Below are 16,314 nucleotides of genomic sequence, written 5' to 3' on the forward strand. Positions count from 1 at the left end.
CTTGGCGAGGTCACGCGCGAAGTTACTGGTGTATTTCGGTATTTGAGAAAGGGTGAAGGGTCATTGGGCGCGCGCGGGTCAGCGCAGCGTGATTTTTGTTTCTGATTGGCTCACAACAGCATTGTTCCTGAGCAGACTGACATTGCCATGATAGTCACCCTGCGGCCACGGGTGCCAAGTGCGTTTCTTGCCAATCGCGCGAAACGACCGCGCCTGTGGGTGGTCGAATACGATGTCTTTTGCGATCACTTGCCCTTTTGGCCCTGTAATCGAAAGGCGCATCACATCCCCCGCCCTGATCCCGAAACCAAAGCCATAGATGACGAGGGTCCGGGCCTGCGTCGAGATACGCGTCTTTTTGGCATCGCCGGATTTGACTTGGGCAAAATCCGGGACATGGTCGGAAAAACCGACCGAGATCAGGCCACCGGGACGGTAGGGCGGCGGATCAGCCCAGAGTGTGCTGTCTGCCGGTGATGCACAGGTCAGAGTGCCATCTGGATCAAATGGATCGAGGGCCTTGCCATCTTTTCGGACCGACAGATGAACATGGGGAAAGGCGGCTCTGCCCGACATCCCGACATGGCCAAGGGTGTCCCCTGCCGAAACCTTTTGGCCCGTTCGAACGGCCAGTGATCCTTGTTTCAGATGACAATATTGCGTGACCCATCCCTGACCATGGTTGATCTGGACCCCATTACCACATTCGCGGTTTTCGACCGCGGCCGCTGTTTGGGGGGTGTATTCGATGTCAGTCATGCCATCACGCACGCCCTCGACCACGCCATCTGCTGCGGCGCGCACCGCAATGTCTTTTTGAATGTCGGCGGTTGAAGGAAGCGCGAAATCAGTTCCCAGATGCCCATCATAACTTAGCCCGGCGCAATGATAATCACGGACGCCCGCAGTCGGGTGCCGGTCCATATATTGTTGGATGTAACAGGTGCTGGTCAGATCGCAGTCGATGGGGGACTGTAATGAGATTCCCTCCGCCAGTGTCGGACCAGCGAAGGGAAGTGTCAGGGCCAATACGGCCCGTTTGATCATTCCGCCGTCAGCAGGGGCGGTTTATTGCCGGACAGGCGCGGCTTTTCGAGGCCAAGAATGGTGATATCAAGCTCACCTTTTTTGGCACCAACTTTGACGACGCCGCCTTTGGCCAATTTGCCGAAAAGCAATTCTTCGGCCAGCGGTTTTTTGATGTGCTCCTGAATGACGCGGCCCAGTGGGCGCGCCCCCATTTTGTCGTCATAGCCTTTGTCGGCCAGCCATTCGGCAGCTTTCTTGGAAAGCTCAATGGTCACATTGCGGTCCATCAACTGTGCTTCAAGTTGCAGCACAAATTTCTCGACCACCTGCAAGATCACATCCTTTGGCAATGGTGCAAAGCTGATCACCGCATCCAGGCGGTTGCGGAATTCAGGCGTGAAGGTCCGCTCAATCGCTGCGGTATCCTCGCCAGTGCGGCGATCACGGCCAAAACCGATGGCTTCTTTTGCCTGTTCAGTGGCACCAGCGTTTGATGTCATGATCAGGACCACATTGCGGAAATCGACGGTACGACCGTTGTGATCGGTCAGTTTGCCGTGGTCCATCACCTGCAACAGGATATTGTAGACGTCCGGGTGTGCTTTTTCCATCTCGTCAAGCAGCAGGACGCAGTGCGGATGTTGATCGACGCCGTCGGTCAGCATACCACCCTGGTCAAAGCCGACATAGCCGGGAGGGGCACCAATAAGACGCGAAACCGCATGTTTCTCCATGTACTCCGACATATCAAAACGCAGCAATTCAACACCCAGCGTATCGGCCAGCTGTTTCGCAACTTCGGTTTTGCCCACGCCAGTTGGCCCTGCGAACAGGTAATTGCCGATGGGTTTTTCAGGCTCACGCAAACCGGCACGGGCCAGTTTGATGGCAGAGGCCAATGCCTCGATTGCCTTGTCCTGACCAAAGACCACGCGTTTGAGCGATTTTTCGAGATCTTTCAGAACGACGACATCGTCCTTTGAGACATTCTTGGGCGGGATGCGCGCGATCTTGGCGACGACCGCCTCAACCTCTTTGGTGCCAATGGTTTTGCGGCGCTTGGAGGCTGCAACCAGATGCTGGGCGGCACCCGCCTCGTCGATCACGTCAATCGCTGAATCCGGCAATTTGCGGTCGTTGATGTACCGATGCGCGAGCTCCACAGATGATTTGATTGCATCGGATGTGTATTTCACGCTGTGATGGTCCTCAAAATAGGGCTTTAGACCTTTGAGAATTTTCACTGCGTCATCCACCGATGGTTCATTCACATCAACCTTTTGGAAACGCCGGGCAAGTGCGCGGTCTTTCTCAAAGTGCTGGCGGAATTCCTTGTACGTGGTGGACCCCATTGTGCGCAATTTACCGCCCGCAAGCGCGGGTTTCAGCAAGTTGGAGGCATCCATTGCGCCACCAGACGTGGCACCAGCACCGATAACAGTGTGGATTTCGTCAATGAAAAGGACCGCATCGTCGTGGTTTTCCAATTCGGTTACCACCGCTTTCAGGCGTTCTTCGAAATCGCCGCGGTAGCGTGTGCCAGCCAGCAAAGCGCCCATATCGAGCGAGTAGATGGTTGTTTTTGCCAGGACTTCAGGTGTTTCGCCCGCAACAATCTTGCGCGCCAGACCTTCTGCTATGGCCGTCTTGCCCACGCCGGGGTCGCCCACCAGCAGCGGGTTGTTCTTGCGACGGCGACACAGCACCTGAATACAGCGTTCAACTTCGGCCTCGCGGCCAATCAGCGGGTCAATGTCGCCCTCACGTGATTTCGCGTTCAGATCGACACAGTATTTTTGAAGGGCCGATTCTTTCTTTTCGCCTTCGGTCACACCTTGGGCCTCTTCTTCGTGCTCAGGGGCACCGGCAATCGGGCGCGCCTCGCCATAGGCAGGATCTTTTGCGACACCGTGCGCGATGTAGTTCACCGCATCATACCGCGTCATATCCTGTTCCTGCAGAAAGTAGGCGGCGTTTGATTCACGTTCGGCAAAGATGGCAACCAGCACATTGGCACCGGTTACTTCGGTCCGGCCAGAGGATTGCACATGGATTGCGGCGCGTTGGATCACACGCTGAAATGCGGCTGTTGGGACTGCCTCAGAGCCATCAACATCCGTGACCAGATTGCTCAAATCCTCATCGACAAACTCGACAAGCGTATCGCGCAGCTCAGAGATATCGACCGAACAGGCCTTCATCACCTGAACTGCATCAGGCTCGTCAATCAGCGCCAGCAACAGATGTTCCAGCGTGGCGAATTCGTGGCGGCGGGCATTGGCCAGCGCAAGGGCTGCGTGGATCGCCTGCTCAAGTGTAGTCGAAAATGAAGGCACGGGCGTGCTCCTTGTCGATCGGGGTCGGTTGGGGTGCTAAGACATATCAGCAGCCTCGGTCCGACCATGGCCTCATAGTATTAGAGTTTGGTTGATCATAGCCTGTCTTCAAGGCTTTTCTTTGATAAATCGGTCACATTTGCCGTGAGCGAGTCTTTTTGACCATGATTTGGCGTTCAGAACTTATCTTTGCGCGCACGGATTTCGGTGAACACATCTGTGTCAGTGGCGTCTGGCATCCCCAATGTCGCGCGAATGGCCGGATCGGCAGGCCGCAAAAAGGGATTGGTTTTGAGTTCGGTTGCAAGTTTCGATGGAACCGTTGGCACACCTTTTTTCCGGGCGGCCTCAATGTCCTTGGCCCTTGATATAAGGTCGGTGTTCTTCGGATCAACCGTCAGCGCAAATTTTGCATTGGCGGATGTATATTCGTGGCCCGAACATATCATCGTGTCCTCAGGAAGGGTCATCAGTTTTTGCAGGCTTTCCCACATCTGCGCGGGCGTGCCCTCAAACAATCGGCCACAACCCAGGGCCATCAGGCTGTCGGCGGTAAAGGCGGCTTTTGCTGTTGGCACATAAAACGCAATATGGCCAATGGTATGGCCGGACACATCAATAACCCGTGCTTCCAGAGCGCCCAATGTAATGCTGTCGTCCTCCGCCACTTTACGGTCGAGCGGCGGCAAACGGTGTTCATCGGCTTTGGCCCCGATCACATTTGCATCATGTTCCTTGAGCACATCAGCAACACCCTGAACATGGTCGGGATGGTGATGGGTCAGCCAAATCTGGCTCAATTGCCAATCCCTTTTTTTCAGTTCGGCCAATATGGGTGCTGCCTCTGGCGCATCGATCAGGGCAACCTTGTCACTTTGATGATCGCGCAACAGAAAGGCGTAATTGTCAGACAGGCATGGAATGGTGATCAGATCAAAGGGCATGGTATTTCTCCTGTCTGCTTTGGTAAGGTGCGACCAGAGTGACATTCACTGGGACGGGCCGCAATGCATCTTGATGTGCAAGATCTGCGCAATTTCTATTATCGCAGCGCGCTGGGCCGGGCGGCGCAAAAATCATTGCGCGACCGTATGTTGGAATTATGGCCCGAGGCCAAAGGGCAGACCGTCGTTGGATTTGGCTTTGCCGCCCCGTTGCTGCGGCCCTATCTGAAAGACGCACGGCGGGTGGTGACATTGATGCCTGGGCCTCAGGGCGTGATGCCGTGGCCTGCGGGCATGCCAAACACCTCTGTGCTGACGGCGGAAACGATGTGGCCGATTGAAACCGGGCATGTGGATAAGCTGGTTCTGCTGCACGGGCTTGAAACGTCTGAACATCCAAGTGAGTTGCTTGAGGAATGTTGGCGGGTTCTGGGGCCGGGTGGAAGGGCGCTTTTCATCGTACCCAACAGGGCAGGGTTCTGGGCGCGTCGCGACATCACGCCGTTTGGTTATGGCCGACCCTATTCGCCGGGCCAGTTAGAAACGCAATTGCGCAAACACCAATTCCTGCCAGAACGGCAGATCGGCGCGCTCTATCAGATGCCATCGGGCAAACGGGTCTGGATGCAATCAGCGGGGCTGATGGAACGGGTGGGCCGCCACATGCCGACAATGATGGCAGGTGGTGCGTTTATGGTTGAGGCCACCAAGCTGGTATATCCACCCAAGGGCCGCGTTGAGCGGAGCACGGCCCGCCGCGCCATCGATGTGCTGGAAGGCATCGCGGAGCCCAAGGCCAAACCAATTTGACCAGAATCACAGGTCCTTTGTTGTTTATTGATTTGGCGCAATGAAGCGCGCCTGACGATCTGAGATGGTGTGCTAACGCAGCTAAAATACGCAGGTGGTGAAAATGCTAAACATTGCAATTCGAAAAGTCGCGCAGATTATTCTGTATGGACATGAGGTGGATCGTGCAGAAAACGAACTGCGTGGGTTTCTGGAAACTCTGAACGAAGACGAATTGCACAGTCTGGTCGCCATTATGTGGATTGGGCGTGGCAGTTTTGAGGCGGAAGAGCTGAACGAAGCCATTGAAACTGCAAGGCAGGAGGCGAACACGCCCACGGCGGATTATCTGCTGGGAACACCGCATTTTGCTGATCATCTGGAAAGCGGGCTTGAGGCCTTGGGGCTCTCTGCGTCTGATGCAGAAGAGGACCTGCTTTAAACTGCTGGAAGGCCAAGTCGTATCCGGACCGGATGGCATGCCGACGGCAGTGGCCAATGTGTTCAGAAATATTATGAACTGGCCGAATTGGCGGATGACCATCGAGATAAGGGATGGCCATCTAGATTCGGGCCTTTCCTGGAAAATGCCGCCCATGCGCTTTAAATAGTGCGGTCAAACAGTCGCACCCTTTGCAAACCTTAACAAATAACCCACTGGCACCTTTTGAAACCTCACTATAGTGTGTTGCGGGGTGGGGAACGGTCTGCTACATCGCCCCTGATTTAGACGTCTTGAACCTTTTCAAGCCGCGCCAACACTCCGGTGACGCGACTTTGTTCGTATACCCGGTCTTTTTGTACGAGAGGATGGACGTGTCCGAACCAGCATCGATTTCCACCGGCATCGCGCAGCGCTATGCGACAGCCGTTTATGATCTGGCGAAAGAGGCCAAAAAGGTCAAAGCCATCGAAACCGATCTTGATGCTTTGCAAGGCGCATTGACCGACAGTGACGATTTCCGCGCTCTGATCCATTCCCCGATCTATACACGTGACGAACAGGCCGGTGCCATCGCGGCACTTGCCAAAAAGATGAAGCTGTCGCCGACCATGACCAATACGCTGGCCTTGATGGCGCAAAAGCGTCGTCTGTTCGTTCTGCCACAATTGGTCAAAACCCTGCGTGATGTCATTGCCGAAGACAAAGGCGAAGTCACGGCAGAGGTCACATCGGCCAAGGCATTGACCAAGACACAATCAGACAAACTTGCCAAATCGCTGAAAGCGACCACCGGCAAAACCGTAACACTCCAAACGACCGTTGATGAATCCCTCATCGGCGGTCTTGTCGTCAAAGTGGGCTCCAAGATGATCGATACGTCGATCCGCTCAAAGCTCAATTCCCTCCAGAACGTAATGAAAGAGGTCGGATAAATGGGTATCCAAGCAGCAGAGATTTCCAAAATCCTGAAGGACCAAATTAAGAATTTCGGTCAAGAAGCAGAAGTGGCCGAAGTGGGCCGCGTATTGAGCGTCGGGGATGGTATTGCCCGCGTTTACGGTCTGGACAATGTTCAGGCTGGTGAAATGGTCGAATTTCCCGGTGGTATTCAGGGTATGGCCCTGAACCTTGAGGCCGACAACGTCGGTGTGGTTATTTTCGGTAACGACCGCGACATCAAAGAAGGCGACACCGTTAAGCGCACAAATTCCATCGTGGACGTGCCAATCGGTGACGAACTGTTGGGTCGTGTTGTGGACGGTCTGGGCAATCCGATTGACGGCAAAGGCCCGATCAAATCAACCAAACGCGGTATTGCGGACGTCAAAGCGCCCGGCATTATACCGCGTAAATCTGTGCATGAGCCGATGGCGACGGGCCTCAAATCCGTTGACGCGATGATCCCGATTGGCCGTGGCCAACGCGAATTGATCATTGGTGACCGTCAAACCGGCAAAACGGCTGTGGCTCTTGATGCAATGCTGAACCAGGCGCAGGTAAATGCCGCCGCCGGGGATGATGAAAGCAAAAAGATGTACTGTGTGTATGTCGCGATTGGTCAGAAACGCTCAACCGTGGCGCAGCTGGTCAAAAAGCTCGAAGAATCCGGCGCGATTGACTATTCAATCATCGTCGCCGCAACCGCGTCCGAGCCTGCGCCGATGCAGTTCCTTGCACCCTATTCGGCAACAGCCATGGCGGAGCATTTCCGCGACAATGGCCGTCATGCGCTGATCATCTATGATGACTTGTCCAAACAGGCGGTGTCCTATCGTCAGATGTCGCTGTTGCTGCGCCGCCCACCGGGCCGTGAAGCCTATCCGGGTGACGTTTTCTATCTCCACTCCCGTTTGCTCGAGCGTTCGGCGAAATTGGGCGACGACGCAGGCAACGGGTCTTTGACCGCGCTGCCGATCATTGAAACCCAGGGCGGCGACGTGTCTGCGTTTATTCCGACGAACGTGATTTCGATCACCGACGGTCAGATATTCCTGGAAACCGAACTCTTTTATCAGGGTATCCGCCCTGCTGTGAACACAGGTCTGTCGGTTTCGCGGGTTGGTTCATCCGCGCAAACAAAAGCGATGTCTTCTGTCGCTGGCCCGGTGAAACTGTCACTGGCGCAGTATCGTGAGATGGCGGCGTTTGCACAATTTGGCTCCGACCTTGATGCCGCGACCCAGCAGTTGCTGGCCCGTGGTGCGCGTCTTACCGAACTGATGAAGCAGCCACAATACAAGCCCCTGACCAATGCCGAGATCGTCTGCGTGATCTATGCCGGCACAAAGGGGTATCTGGACAAGGTTGACGTGAAACAGGTCGGCCGCTGGGAAGCGGGCCTGCTGGCGCATCTGCGTGGCAAGCATGACGATCTGCTGAAAGATATCACCAACAATGACCGCAAGGTCAAAGACGAGTTGGAAGATAAAATCAAGGCCGCGATTGACGGTTTTGCAGCTGACTTCGCTTAAGGAGAGATAAGGCAATGCCAAATCTCAAGGACCTTAAAAACAGGATCACGTCGGTCAAATCGACCCGCAAGATCACCAAGGCCATGCAAATGGTTGCCGCGGCGAAACTTCGCCGCGCGCAAGAGGCTGCCGAGGCGTCGCGCCCTTACACAGAACGGTTCAATGCTGTGATGTCGGGGCTTGCCGCTTCTGTTGGCGGCTCTGATACAGCGCCCAAACTTCTGTCAGGCACTGGCAGCGACAAAGTCCAGCTTTTGGTTGTGATGACGTCCGAGCGTGGCTTGTGCGGCGGTTTCAACACCAACATTGTCAAGCTGGCCAAGGCCCGCGCGCGTGAACTGTTGGCCGAAGGCAAAGAGCTGAAAATTCTGACCGTGGGCAAAAAAGGCCGCGACCAGATGCGCCGGGACTTTGGCGCATATCTGATCGGGCACGTTGATCTATCTGAGGTGAAACGCCTTGGCTATGTCGACGCACAGGGTATCGCCAAAGATATTCTGGCGCGGTTCGATGCTGAGGAATTTGATGTCGCGACGATTTTCTATGCGGAATTCGTGAACGTCGTCAGCCAAATTCCAACGGCCAAGCAGATCATTCCTGCGAAATTCGACGGAGGCGAGGCAGACGAAGCATCGACCCTGTTCGATTATGAGCCTAGCGAAGAAGCAATTCTTGCTGATCTGTTGCCACGTGGTGTCGCCACGGCAATCTTTAGCGCTTTGTTGGAAAACGCAGCGTCTGAACAGGGCGCGCGGATGTCCGCAATGGACAACGCCACACGGAACGCGGGTGAGATGATCGACGATCTGACCATCCAGTACAACCGTTCACGTCAGGCCGTTATCACCAACGAGCTGATCGAAATCATTTCCGGCGCGGAAGCGCTGTAAGACAAAACCGGAGAGACACGACATGGCAAAAGCAGTCGGCAAAATCACCCAAGTCATCGGCGCGGTCGTTGACGTGCAATTCGAGGATAACCTGCCGGAAATCCTGAACGCATTGAACACAGACAACCAAGGCAAGACGCTGGTTCTCGAAGTGGCCCAGCACCTTGGTGAAAACACTGTGCGCACCATTGCGATGGACGCCACAGAAGGTCTCGTGCGGGGTGCCAAAGTTACCGACACCGGCGCACCTATTCAGGTGCCCGTCGGCAGCGGCACATTGGGTCGTATCCTGAATGTGACCGGCGACCCCGTTGACGAAAAAGGCCCGGTTGACGCGAAAGAAACCCGTTCAATCCACGGCGACGCGCCTGCCTTTGAAGCACAATCAACAGCCACCGAAATCCTGACCACAGGCATCAAGGTCATCGACCTTCTGGCCCCCTACACCAAGGGTGGTAAAATTGGTCTGTTCGGCGGTGCCGGGGTTGGTAAGACCGTTTTGATCATGGAATTGATCAACAACATCGCGAAGGTGCACTCAGGTGTGTCCGTGTTCGCGGGTGTTGGCGAACGGACGCGTGAAGGCAATGACCTTTACCACGAAATGATCGAATCCGGTGTTATCGTCCCTGATAACCTTTCAGAGTCAAAAATTGCGCTGGTTTACGGCCAAATGAACGAGCCTCCAGGTGCGCGTATGCGTGTGGCCCTCACAGGTCTGTCGCTGGCTGAACAGTTCCGCGATGACACAGGTTCCGACGTTTTGTTCTTCGTGGACAACATCTTCCGCTTTACGCAAGCGGGCTCTGAGGTTTCGGCCCTTCTGGGTCGTATCCCTTCCGCTGTGGGCTACCAGCCAACACTGGCCACCGACATGGGCGCGATGCAGGAACGCATTTCTTCGACCAAGAACGGTTCGATTACGTCCGTTCAGGCCGTGTATGTCCCTGCGGATGACTTGACCGACCCGGCCCCTGCGACATCGTTTGCGCACCTTGATGCGACAACCGTTCTGGATCGTGCGATTTCTGAAAAAGGCATCTATCCGGCTGTGGACCCACTTGGTTCAACATCACGTCTACTTGACCCGCTGATCATCGGTGATGAGCACTATAAAGTTGCGACAGACGTGCAGCAGGTTCTTCAGCGCTATAAATCCTTGCAGGATATCATCGCGATTTTGGGCATGGACGAACTCAGCGAAGAAGACAAACTTGCCGTGGCCCGTGCCCGCAAGATCGAGCGGTTCTTGTCGCAGCCGTTTGACGTCGCCAAAGTGTTCACAGGGTCTGATGGTGTTCAGGTGCCTTTGGAAGAAACCATCTCGTCCTTCAAGGCGGTTGTGGCTGGTGAATACGATCACCTGCCTGAAGGTGCCTTCTACATGGTGGGTGGCATTGAAGAAGTGAAAGCGAAAGCTGAAAAAATGGCAGCTGACGCCGCTTAAGGGAGCCTGAATCAATGGCAGACACGATGCAATTCGATCTGGTGTCGCCGGAACGGCGGCTGGCCTCAATGGAGGTCACGGCAGTGCAGATCCCCGGTGCGGATGGCGACATGACGGCTATGGCCGATCACGCGCCGACAATAACCACACTGCGGCCAGGTGTTCTCAAGGTAGAGGGACCGTCAGGTGCTTCGGAGTATGTTGTGACAGGCGGCTTCGCCGAAATCAGCAGCCGTGGTGTGTCGGTTCTGGCCGAGCGCGCTGTGACCAAGGGCGATATGACCCAAGACCAGTTTGATGACATGATGAAAGATGTTCACGCCCATTACACCAAGGCAAAGGAAAACTTTCAGAATGAACCGGGTCCGGTTGATGACGCGGCCAAATTGCTGTCCGACATGGTGGCAATGGGTGACGAGATCGGGTTGTCCGCGAAACAACCGAACCTTTGATCTGGCTATAGGTTATTTCAAAAGGCCCTGCATCAGCGGGGCCTTTCCTGTTTGAGGCACCAACGGTATAGAGCATTGTCGCTTATGTTGATTAACTATTAGGTTCTATGTGATCCATGAAAAAACTCCGCAATCATACCATCGGCGTTGACAGTGGTGACGTCGTCCTGTTTTCGGATTACGAAGATGGTGGCGAAATGTGGACCGGACGCGGTCAACGTGAACGCCGACGACACATATCGTTTGGCGAACAGTACAAGTCTGAACCCAGCGTTCAGATGTCGCTTTCATTGTGGGATGTGGATGCGGTCACGGTGATGCGCGCGGATATCAGTGCTGAAGCAATCACCAATACTGGTTTTGACATGGTCTTTCGCACGTGGGGCGACACCCGTGTGGCACGGGTGCGTATTGCCTGGACAGCCATCGGTGAATTGCCAGACGAAGATGATTGGGACGTGATTTAGCGACATACCCGCATCGCAGATCACTCAGCTGCGTAAGTTCCATCATAAATCGGGCCCAGTGTTTCTGCCTCGAACAAAGATGACACGGACGTGCCGTTCCAGATGTTCAGGATCGCCTGAGCAAACATTGGCGCGGTTGGTACAATGCGAATATTGGCCGCTTTCTTGATCGCATCGGTTGGTGCGATACTGTCTGTGATAACAAGCGATTTCATCACTGAATTCGTTACGCGCTCAACCGCCGGGCCAGACATAACGCCATGGGTAATGTAAGAGTGGACCTCCTTTGCCCCCGCTTCCATCAGAACTTCGGCGGCTTTGCATAGGGTTCCAGCGGTATCACAAATGTCGTCTACGATGATGCAGGTCTTGCCAGTCACGTTACCAATCACCGTCATCTCAGCAACTTCGCCCGCTTTTTCGCGGCGTTTGTCCACGATCGCCAGCGGCGCGTTCACGCGTTTTGCCAGCTCACGGGCCCGTGCCACACCACCCACATCTGGGGACACGATCATCAGGTCGCTCATCTGGTCTTTGAACGCGTCTTTGATGTCCAGGGCAAAGACCGGCGAGGCATAAAGGTTGTCCACCGGAATGTCGAAAAACCCCTGGATCTGTGCCGCGTGCAGATCCATCGTCAGAACCCGTTCGATCCCGGTGCCCACCAGCATGTTCGCCACCAGTTTGGCAGTGATCGGTGTGCGCGCCTTGGTGCGGCGATCCTGTCGGGCGTACCCGAAGTAGGGCAATACCGCCGTTACACGTGCCGCCGATGACCGGCGCAGGGCGTCAGCCATGATCAACAGCTCCATCAGGTTGTCATTGGCCGGGTTCGAGGTTGATTGAATGATGAACATGTCTTCGCCGCGCACGTTCTCAAAGACCTCGACAAAAATCTCACCGTCGTTAAACCGTTCGACCCTTGTGTCAACCAAACCGACGTGGACCCCCCGGTGCATCGACATTCGCCGGGCGATTGCAGTTGCCAATGGCATGTTGGCATTGCCAGAGATCAGTTTCGGTTCAGCTGTACGTGGCATAAGGTCTCCGGGAGCAGCGGGATATGACAGAATCGTGACGTTGACACCGCTTAACATGGCGCTAGCGTCGGGCAAAGCTGCACCCTCACAAATCGGAGAGCCAAATGGCCCAAATCGACTATTATTTCGCAACCCTGTCGCCTTATTGCTACCTGGCCGGGCAACGACTGGAAGAGGTTGCGGCAAAGCATGGGGCAACGATCAACTACAAACCTTTTGATATTGTCGCAGCGTTTGCCCGCACGGGTGGCACACCCCCCAAGGACCGGCACATCAGCCGCATGGAATACCACGCGCAGGCTTTGACCCGCGAGGCGAAAAAGCTTGGCATGGATTTCAACCTGAAACCGGCGCACTGGCCCACAAATGGTGCTCCTGCAGCCTATGCCTTTATCGCCGCGCAAAATGCGGGCGGCGGCGATCTGGGCAAGCTGGCGCATGTGATTACACGCAACGTCTGGGCTGATGAAAAAGACATCGCCGAGGACGACGTTGTACGCGCCTGTCTGACGGAAGCAGGGTTTGATCCTGCATTGGCTGATTCCGGCTTGCTGGTCGGTGCCGAAACCTATGCAAGAAACCTGGAAGATGCGGTTGAGGCAGGTGTTTTTGGTGCGCCGTTCTATATCGTCGGCGATCAAAGGTTCTGGGGCCAGGATAAGATCGAGGATCTTGATCTGCATTTGTCCGGCAAGTTGTGAGACCGCAGGCGGGCTTTGTTCCGCATATGACGACGCTGGGGCAGGGGCAACGCCGCGTGTTGGCCCTGCATTGTACCTTGGCATTTGGTGGCGCATGGACGGGTGTGGCGAAAAACCTCTCGCCGGAGGTGACAATCTTGGCCCCCGATATGCCCAGCCATGGCCAAAGCGCCGATTGGGATGAGAGCAGCGATTTCTCCGCTACGGTTTTTAACGCGGCGCTGTCGACATTCGGCGATGAACCAATAGATATAATCGGTCATTCATTCGGCGCGATGATTGCACTCAGACTTGCAGCGACCCTGCCTGATCAGATACGCAGCCTGACGCTGATTGAGCCTGTTTTCTTAGCGGTGGCATCGCGTGATGCACCGGACACAATGCGAGATCACGATGAACGCGCCGCCCCGTTTGTCGAAGCAATTGCGGCGTCCAATCGCCCCCTTGCCGCGCGGGTCTTTAACCGAATGTGGAGTGGCGGAACGCCGTGGGATGACATCCCGGAACGGTCGCGCGCCGCGATGATACGTGCGATCCATGTGGTGCCGGATACGGTTGGTTTTATCTATGAGGACAACGCCGGATTGTTGCGACCCGGTGTCCTGGATGCGGTGAGGATGCCAACCCTTCTGATGCGTGGGTCGCAGGCACTACCTGCCATATCCGCTATCAACGATGGTTTGGAACGGCGGCTGCCAAATGCGTCGCAGATTGTGATCGAAGGTGCCGGGCATATGGCACCAATCACGCATCCTAATGAGGTGGCCTCAGCGATTGGTGATCTGCTAGAGCGTAGTTAAAAATGGCTTAGGAATGTGTCGATATCTGCGCGGCTGATCGACCAGTCACAGACCAGCCGAGCGCCGACCATTTCATCATCAGCACCGTCCAGTGACCCCTTCCAGACATAGTATTTGGCCCCCGCCGCAGTCAGCTTGCGATGCACTGAACGCGGGAAAAGTGCAAATACCATGTTGGCCTGTGGTTCATGCAAAAATTCTGCCCCGGCCTTGCGCAGCCCTGCGACAAGATAGGCTGCATTGTCGTTTGCCTGCCGGGCGGTCTGTTTCCAAAGATCATCTTGCAAATAGCCTGCCATCTGTGCCGACAGAAACCGATGTTTGGAAAACAAATGTGCCCCGCGTTTGCGGCGCAACTCAAACTCCCAAGCCTTCTTGGGGTCGAAAAACACGACCGCTTCAACTCCCATACAGCCGTTTTTGGTACCGCCAAAGCTCACCACATCCACGTTTGATTTCCACGTCATCTCTGCCGCGGTACACCCAAGCGCCATCATGGCATTTGCAAACCGTGCGCCGTCCAAATGCACTGGCAAGTCATAGCTCTTGGCGACTGCCGTCAACGCACGCAGCTCTTCCAGCGAATAGAGGGATCCTCGTTCCGTGACTTGGGTGATCGAGACAGGACCACGTTGTGCGGAATGCACGTCTGTCGGCGCGCGCGGTTCAATCGCGGCTGCCAACCCTTCGGGCGTCATTTTGTCAGCTGTGGGGATCACTGTCAGCTTTGCCGCACCTGTATAGAATTCCGGTGCATTGCATTCGTCCTCTTGGATATGCGCAACTTCGGAACAGAAGATCGTCTGCCATGGCTGGCAATATGTCGCCAGCGCCAGTGCATTTGCTGCGGTCCCCGTCGCCACAAGATAGACTGCCGCCTCTGGGGCTTCAAACGCGGTTCTGATCCCCGTTGTGACGTCGTCCATGATCGGGTCTTTGCCATATGGCATCGCATAACCCGCGTTTGCCGTGACGATCCGTTCCATGATCTGTGGATGGACAGGGCCAGCATTGTCAGAGGCGAAAAACATCAGGTCGGCTCCTCAATAATGTAATCTTCCCATTCTTCAAATGGGGTGTCGAATTCGGAAACAGTGTTACCCTGCACGCTGATACCCGCATCATGCACCGATTGCGCCGTGCCGCTGATCAAAGGGTGCCAATCATAAAGCGGCTTACCCTGCCACAACAAACGATAGGCGCAGGTCTGCGGCATCCAATAGGCATGGGTGTCAAGGTTGTCGGGTTTCAGCACAATGCAATCGGGCACAAACTGATGGCGGTTTTCATAGTGCACGCAGCGACATGTCGCATCGTCCAACAACCGACAGGCCACACGGGTCAGCGCGACCTCTTCGGTGTCTTCGTCCTCAAGTTTGTTGAGGCAGCATTTGCCGCAGCCATCACAAAGCGCTTCCCATTCCACTTGCGACATCTTGTTCAGGGGCTTCTTTTCCCAGAACCGTTTTTCCAACCCGGCGCGTGCAATTGGATCGCTCATAGGGCGGCCAGAATACTGCGTGCGCGCGCGCAATCGGCATCCATTTGGGTGATCAGTGCATCAAGGCTGTCAAAGTTTTCCTCGCCACGCAGGTACTCGACCAAGGCGACAGACAGTGGTGTGCCATATAGGTCGCCCTTGAAATCAAAGAGGTATGTTTCAAGATTGGCTTTGTTTTCGCCAAACATCGGGCGCACGCCAAGGCTTGCTGCCCCTTGATAGCTGCCCTTGAAAGGTCCCTCAAGCACATCAACCAACACGGCATAGACCCCAAACGCAGGCGGATGCAGCCCGTCAATAGACATGTTTGCTGTGGGATAACCCAGCTCACGACCGCGTTGCTCACCACTGATCACCGGCCCTTCAATGCGGTGCCAATGGCCCAGCATTGCCGCTGCATCGCGGGGCTTGCCAGCCGTCAGCGCCTGCCTGATCGCTGTGGAAGAAACGGTTTGTGCGTCCTGCGCCATCAGCGGGGCGATGGTCACGCCAAAGCCAAACTCGGCCCCAAAATGCACAAGGTCTTGCGCCGTTCCTGCGCGACCCTTTCCAAAACAGAAATCGGCACCCACAACGACATGCGCCAGACCAAGGCCGTCACGCAGAACATCGCCTGCAAACTCACGGGGGCTAAGCGCCGCAAGGGCCGCGTTAAAGCTCAACTCGTAGAGCCGCTCAACACCAAGTTTTTCCAACCGTGACGCACGGGCATCGCGGCCCATAAGGCGAAAGGGCGGGCTGTTGGGCGCAAAGTATTCGCGGGGGTGCGGCTCAAACGTGACTACACCTAATGGCGCATCGGGTGCCGCCTTTGACGCCAGTTCAATCACCGAACGATGGCCAAAATGCACACCATCAAAATTACCAATCGCGGCTGTTGCGCCGCGATCTTGCTGTTCTATGAAGTGATAGTCTCTGACGATCCGCATATGACTTGCCTAGCCTTGACGCAGGCCAGTGGCAAGATGCAGCGCCACTTCTCGCGGGCTTGCATAATTTTAC

Annotated in this window: 17 protein-coding genes; 10 read left to right on the top strand and 7 right to left on the bottom strand. The window is 55.4% G+C overall.

Going from position 1 to position 16,314, the window contains the following annotated elements:
- Positions 1 to 78 precede the first annotated feature (78 nt).
- The 3 genes from C1J02_RS03585 to gloB all read right to left on the bottom strand — a co-directional run bounded on the left by C1J02_RS03585 (position 79) and on the right by gloB (position 4,309).
- Entirely contained in the window at positions 79 to 1,047 is a 969-nt protein-coding gene (locus C1J02_RS03585; protein WP_114877224.1) for a M23 family metallopeptidase, read from the bottom strand.
- Complete coding sequence (gene clpA / locus C1J02_RS03590; RefSeq protein WP_114877226.1) at positions 1,044 to 3,365, bottom strand: ATP-dependent Clp protease ATP-binding subunit ClpA; 2,322 nt, start codon at positions 3,363 to 3,365, stop codon at positions 1,044 to 1,046. The genes C1J02_RS03585 and clpA overlap by 4 nt, the downstream gene beginning before the upstream one ends.
- 176 nt (positions 3,366 to 3,541) lie before the next feature.
- Complete coding sequence (gloB, locus tag C1J02_RS03595) at positions 3,542 to 4,309, bottom strand: hydroxyacylglutathione hydrolase (RefSeq protein ID WP_114877228.1); 768 nt, start codon at positions 4,307 to 4,309, stop codon at positions 3,542 to 3,544.
- 63 nt (positions 4,310 to 4,372) lie between these two features.
- Here gloB and C1J02_RS03600 point away from each other — a divergent pair, with 63 nt between their 5' ends.
- The 8 genes from C1J02_RS03600 (at position 4,373) to C1J02_RS03635 (ending at position 11,270) form a co-directional block, all read left to right on the top strand.
- Positions 4,373 to 5,119: a methyltransferase domain-containing protein gene (locus C1J02_RS03600; protein WP_114877230.1), complete on the top strand. Its 747-nt coding sequence runs from the start codon at positions 4,373 to 4,375 to the stop codon at positions 5,117 to 5,119.
- A gap of 103 nt (positions 5,120 to 5,222) precedes the next feature.
- Complete coding sequence (locus C1J02_RS03605) at positions 5,223 to 5,540, top strand: DUF3775 domain-containing protein (protein ID WP_114880348.1); 318 nt, start codon at positions 5,223 to 5,225, stop codon at positions 5,538 to 5,540.
- Positions 5,541 to 5,914: 374 nt separating this feature from the next.
- Positions 5,915 to 6,475, top strand: coding sequence for a F0F1 ATP synthase subunit delta (locus C1J02_RS03610; protein ID WP_114880349.1), 561 nt, complete (start codon positions 5,915 to 5,917; stop codon positions 6,473 to 6,475).
- The gene (atpA, locus tag C1J02_RS03615; protein ID WP_114877232.1) at positions 6,476 to 8,014 is read left to right on the top strand and encodes a F0F1 ATP synthase subunit alpha; all 1,539 of its coding nucleotides are present in this window, start codon (positions 6,476 to 6,478) and stop codon (positions 8,012 to 8,014) included.
- 14 nt (positions 8,015 to 8,028) lie between these two features.
- Positions 8,029 to 8,904 carry a F0F1 ATP synthase subunit gamma gene (locus tag C1J02_RS03620; protein ID WP_114877234.1) on the top strand — a complete coding sequence of 292 codons (876 nt, stop codon included), beginning with the start codon at positions 8,029 to 8,031 and terminating at the stop codon, positions 8,902 to 8,904.
- Between the two features lie 22 nt (positions 8,905 to 8,926).
- Positions 8,927 to 10,351 carry a F0F1 ATP synthase subunit beta gene (gene atpD, locus C1J02_RS03625; protein ID WP_114877236.1) on the top strand — a complete coding sequence of 475 codons (1,425 nt, stop codon included), beginning with the start codon at positions 8,927 to 8,929 and terminating at the stop codon, positions 10,349 to 10,351.
- 14 nt (positions 10,352 to 10,365) lie between these two features.
- On the top strand, positions 10,366 to 10,803 hold the full coding sequence (locus C1J02_RS03630; RefSeq protein ID WP_114877238.1) for a F0F1 ATP synthase subunit epsilon: 438 nt from the start codon (positions 10,366 to 10,368) through the stop codon (positions 10,801 to 10,803).
- A gap of 116 nt (positions 10,804 to 10,919) precedes the next feature.
- On the top strand, positions 10,920 to 11,270 hold the full coding sequence (locus C1J02_RS03635) for an H-type lectin domain-containing protein (protein ID WP_114877240.1): 351 nt from the start codon (positions 10,920 to 10,922) through the stop codon (positions 11,268 to 11,270).
- Between the two features lie 20 nt (positions 11,271 to 11,290).
- Here C1J02_RS03635 and C1J02_RS03640 read toward each other — a convergent pair whose 3' ends face one another.
- On the bottom strand, positions 11,291 to 12,310 hold the full coding sequence (locus C1J02_RS03640; protein WP_114880350.1) for a ribose-phosphate pyrophosphokinase: 1,020 nt from the start codon (positions 12,308 to 12,310) through the stop codon (positions 11,291 to 11,293).
- A gap of 104 nt (positions 12,311 to 12,414) precedes the next feature.
- Between C1J02_RS03640 and C1J02_RS03645 the strand changes: the two genes are divergently transcribed.
- Positions 12,415 to 13,011, top strand: a complete 597-nt coding sequence (locus C1J02_RS03645; RefSeq protein ID WP_114877242.1) for a 2-hydroxychromene-2-carboxylate isomerase — start codon at positions 12,415 to 12,417, stop codon at positions 13,009 to 13,011.
- Positions 13,012 to 13,037: 26 nt separating this feature from the next.
- Complete coding sequence (locus C1J02_RS03650) at positions 13,038 to 13,811, top strand: alpha/beta fold hydrolase (RefSeq protein WP_114880351.1); 774 nt, start codon at positions 13,038 to 13,040, stop codon at positions 13,809 to 13,811.
- Here C1J02_RS03650 and C1J02_RS03655 read toward each other — a convergent pair.
- The 3 genes from C1J02_RS03655 to C1J02_RS03665 are packed head-to-tail and all read right to left on the bottom strand — an operon-like array spanning position 13,808 to position 16,241.
- The gene (locus C1J02_RS03655) at positions 13,808 to 14,842 is read right to left on the bottom strand and encodes a low specificity L-threonine aldolase (protein WP_114877244.1); all 1,035 of its coding nucleotides are present in this window, start codon (positions 14,840 to 14,842) and stop codon (positions 13,808 to 13,810) included. The two genes, C1J02_RS03650 and C1J02_RS03655, sit on opposite strands and share 4 nt — an antisense overlap.
- Positions 14,842 to 15,312 carry a YcgN family cysteine cluster protein gene (locus tag C1J02_RS03660; RefSeq protein ID WP_114877246.1) on the bottom strand — a complete coding sequence of 157 codons (471 nt, stop codon included), beginning with the start codon at positions 15,310 to 15,312 and terminating at the stop codon, positions 14,842 to 14,844. Before C1J02_RS03660 ends, C1J02_RS03655 begins: the two co-directional genes overlap by 1 nt.
- Positions 15,309 to 16,241, bottom strand: coding sequence for a bifunctional riboflavin kinase/FAD synthetase (locus tag C1J02_RS03665; protein WP_114877248.1), 933 nt, complete (start codon positions 16,239 to 16,241; stop codon positions 15,309 to 15,311). The genes C1J02_RS03660 and C1J02_RS03665 overlap by 4 nt, the downstream gene beginning before the upstream one ends.
- Positions 16,242 to 16,314: the final 73 nt, after the last annotated feature.

The sequence above is a fragment of the Sulfitobacter sp. SK011 genome (assembly GCF_003352065.1).
Taxonomy (GTDB): Bacteria; Pseudomonadota; Alphaproteobacteria; order Rhodobacterales; family Rhodobacteraceae; genus Sulfitobacter.

Excerpts from the sequence above, each read along its gene's own strand:
- C1J02_RS03585 (WP_114877224.1), bottom strand. The coding sequence starts at position 1,047 with ATGATCAAACGGGCCGTATTGGCCCTGACACTTCCCTTCGCTGGTCCG.
- gloB (WP_114877228.1), bottom strand. The coding sequence starts at position 4,309 with ATGCCCTTTGATCTGATCACCATTCCATGCCTGTCTGACAATTACGCC.
- C1J02_RS03600 (WP_114877230.1), top strand. The coding sequence starts at position 4,373 with ATGCATCTTGATGTGCAAGATCTGCGCAATTTCTATTATCGCAGCGCG.
- C1J02_RS03605 (WP_114880348.1), top strand. The coding sequence starts at position 5,223 with ATGCTAAACATTGCAATTCGAAAAGTCGCGCAGATTATTCTGTATGGA.
- atpA (WP_114877232.1), top strand. The coding sequence starts at position 6,476 with ATGGGTATCCAAGCAGCAGAGATTTCCAAAATCCTGAAGGACCAAATT.
- C1J02_RS03620 (WP_114877234.1), top strand. The coding sequence starts at position 8,029 with ATGCCAAATCTCAAGGACCTTAAAAACAGGATCACGTCGGTCAAATCG.
- atpD (WP_114877236.1), top strand. The coding sequence starts at position 8,927 with ATGGCAAAAGCAGTCGGCAAAATCACCCAAGTCATCGGCGCGGTCGTT.
- C1J02_RS03630 (WP_114877238.1), top strand. The coding sequence starts at position 10,366 with ATGGCAGACACGATGCAATTCGATCTGGTGTCGCCGGAACGGCGGCTG.
- C1J02_RS03635 (WP_114877240.1), top strand. The coding sequence starts at position 10,920 with ATGAAAAAACTCCGCAATCATACCATCGGCGTTGACAGTGGTGACGTC.
- C1J02_RS03640 (WP_114880350.1), bottom strand. The coding sequence starts at position 12,310 with ATGCCACGTACAGCTGAACCGAAACTGATCTCTGGCAATGCCAACATG.
- C1J02_RS03645 (WP_114877242.1), top strand. The coding sequence starts at position 12,415 with ATGGCCCAAATCGACTATTATTTCGCAACCCTGTCGCCTTATTGCTAC.
- C1J02_RS03650 (WP_114880351.1), top strand. The coding sequence starts at position 13,038 with ATGACGACGCTGGGGCAGGGGCAACGCCGCGTGTTGGCCCTGCATTGT.
- C1J02_RS03655 (WP_114877244.1), bottom strand. The coding sequence starts at position 14,842 with ATGTTTTTCGCCTCTGACAATGCTGGCCCTGTCCATCCACAGATCATG.
- C1J02_RS03660 (WP_114877246.1), bottom strand. The coding sequence starts at position 15,312 with ATGAGCGATCCAATTGCACGCGCCGGGTTGGAAAAACGGTTCTGGGAA.
- C1J02_RS03665 (WP_114877248.1), bottom strand. The coding sequence starts at position 16,241 with ATGCGGATCGTCAGAGACTATCACTTCATAGAACAGCAAGATCGCGGC.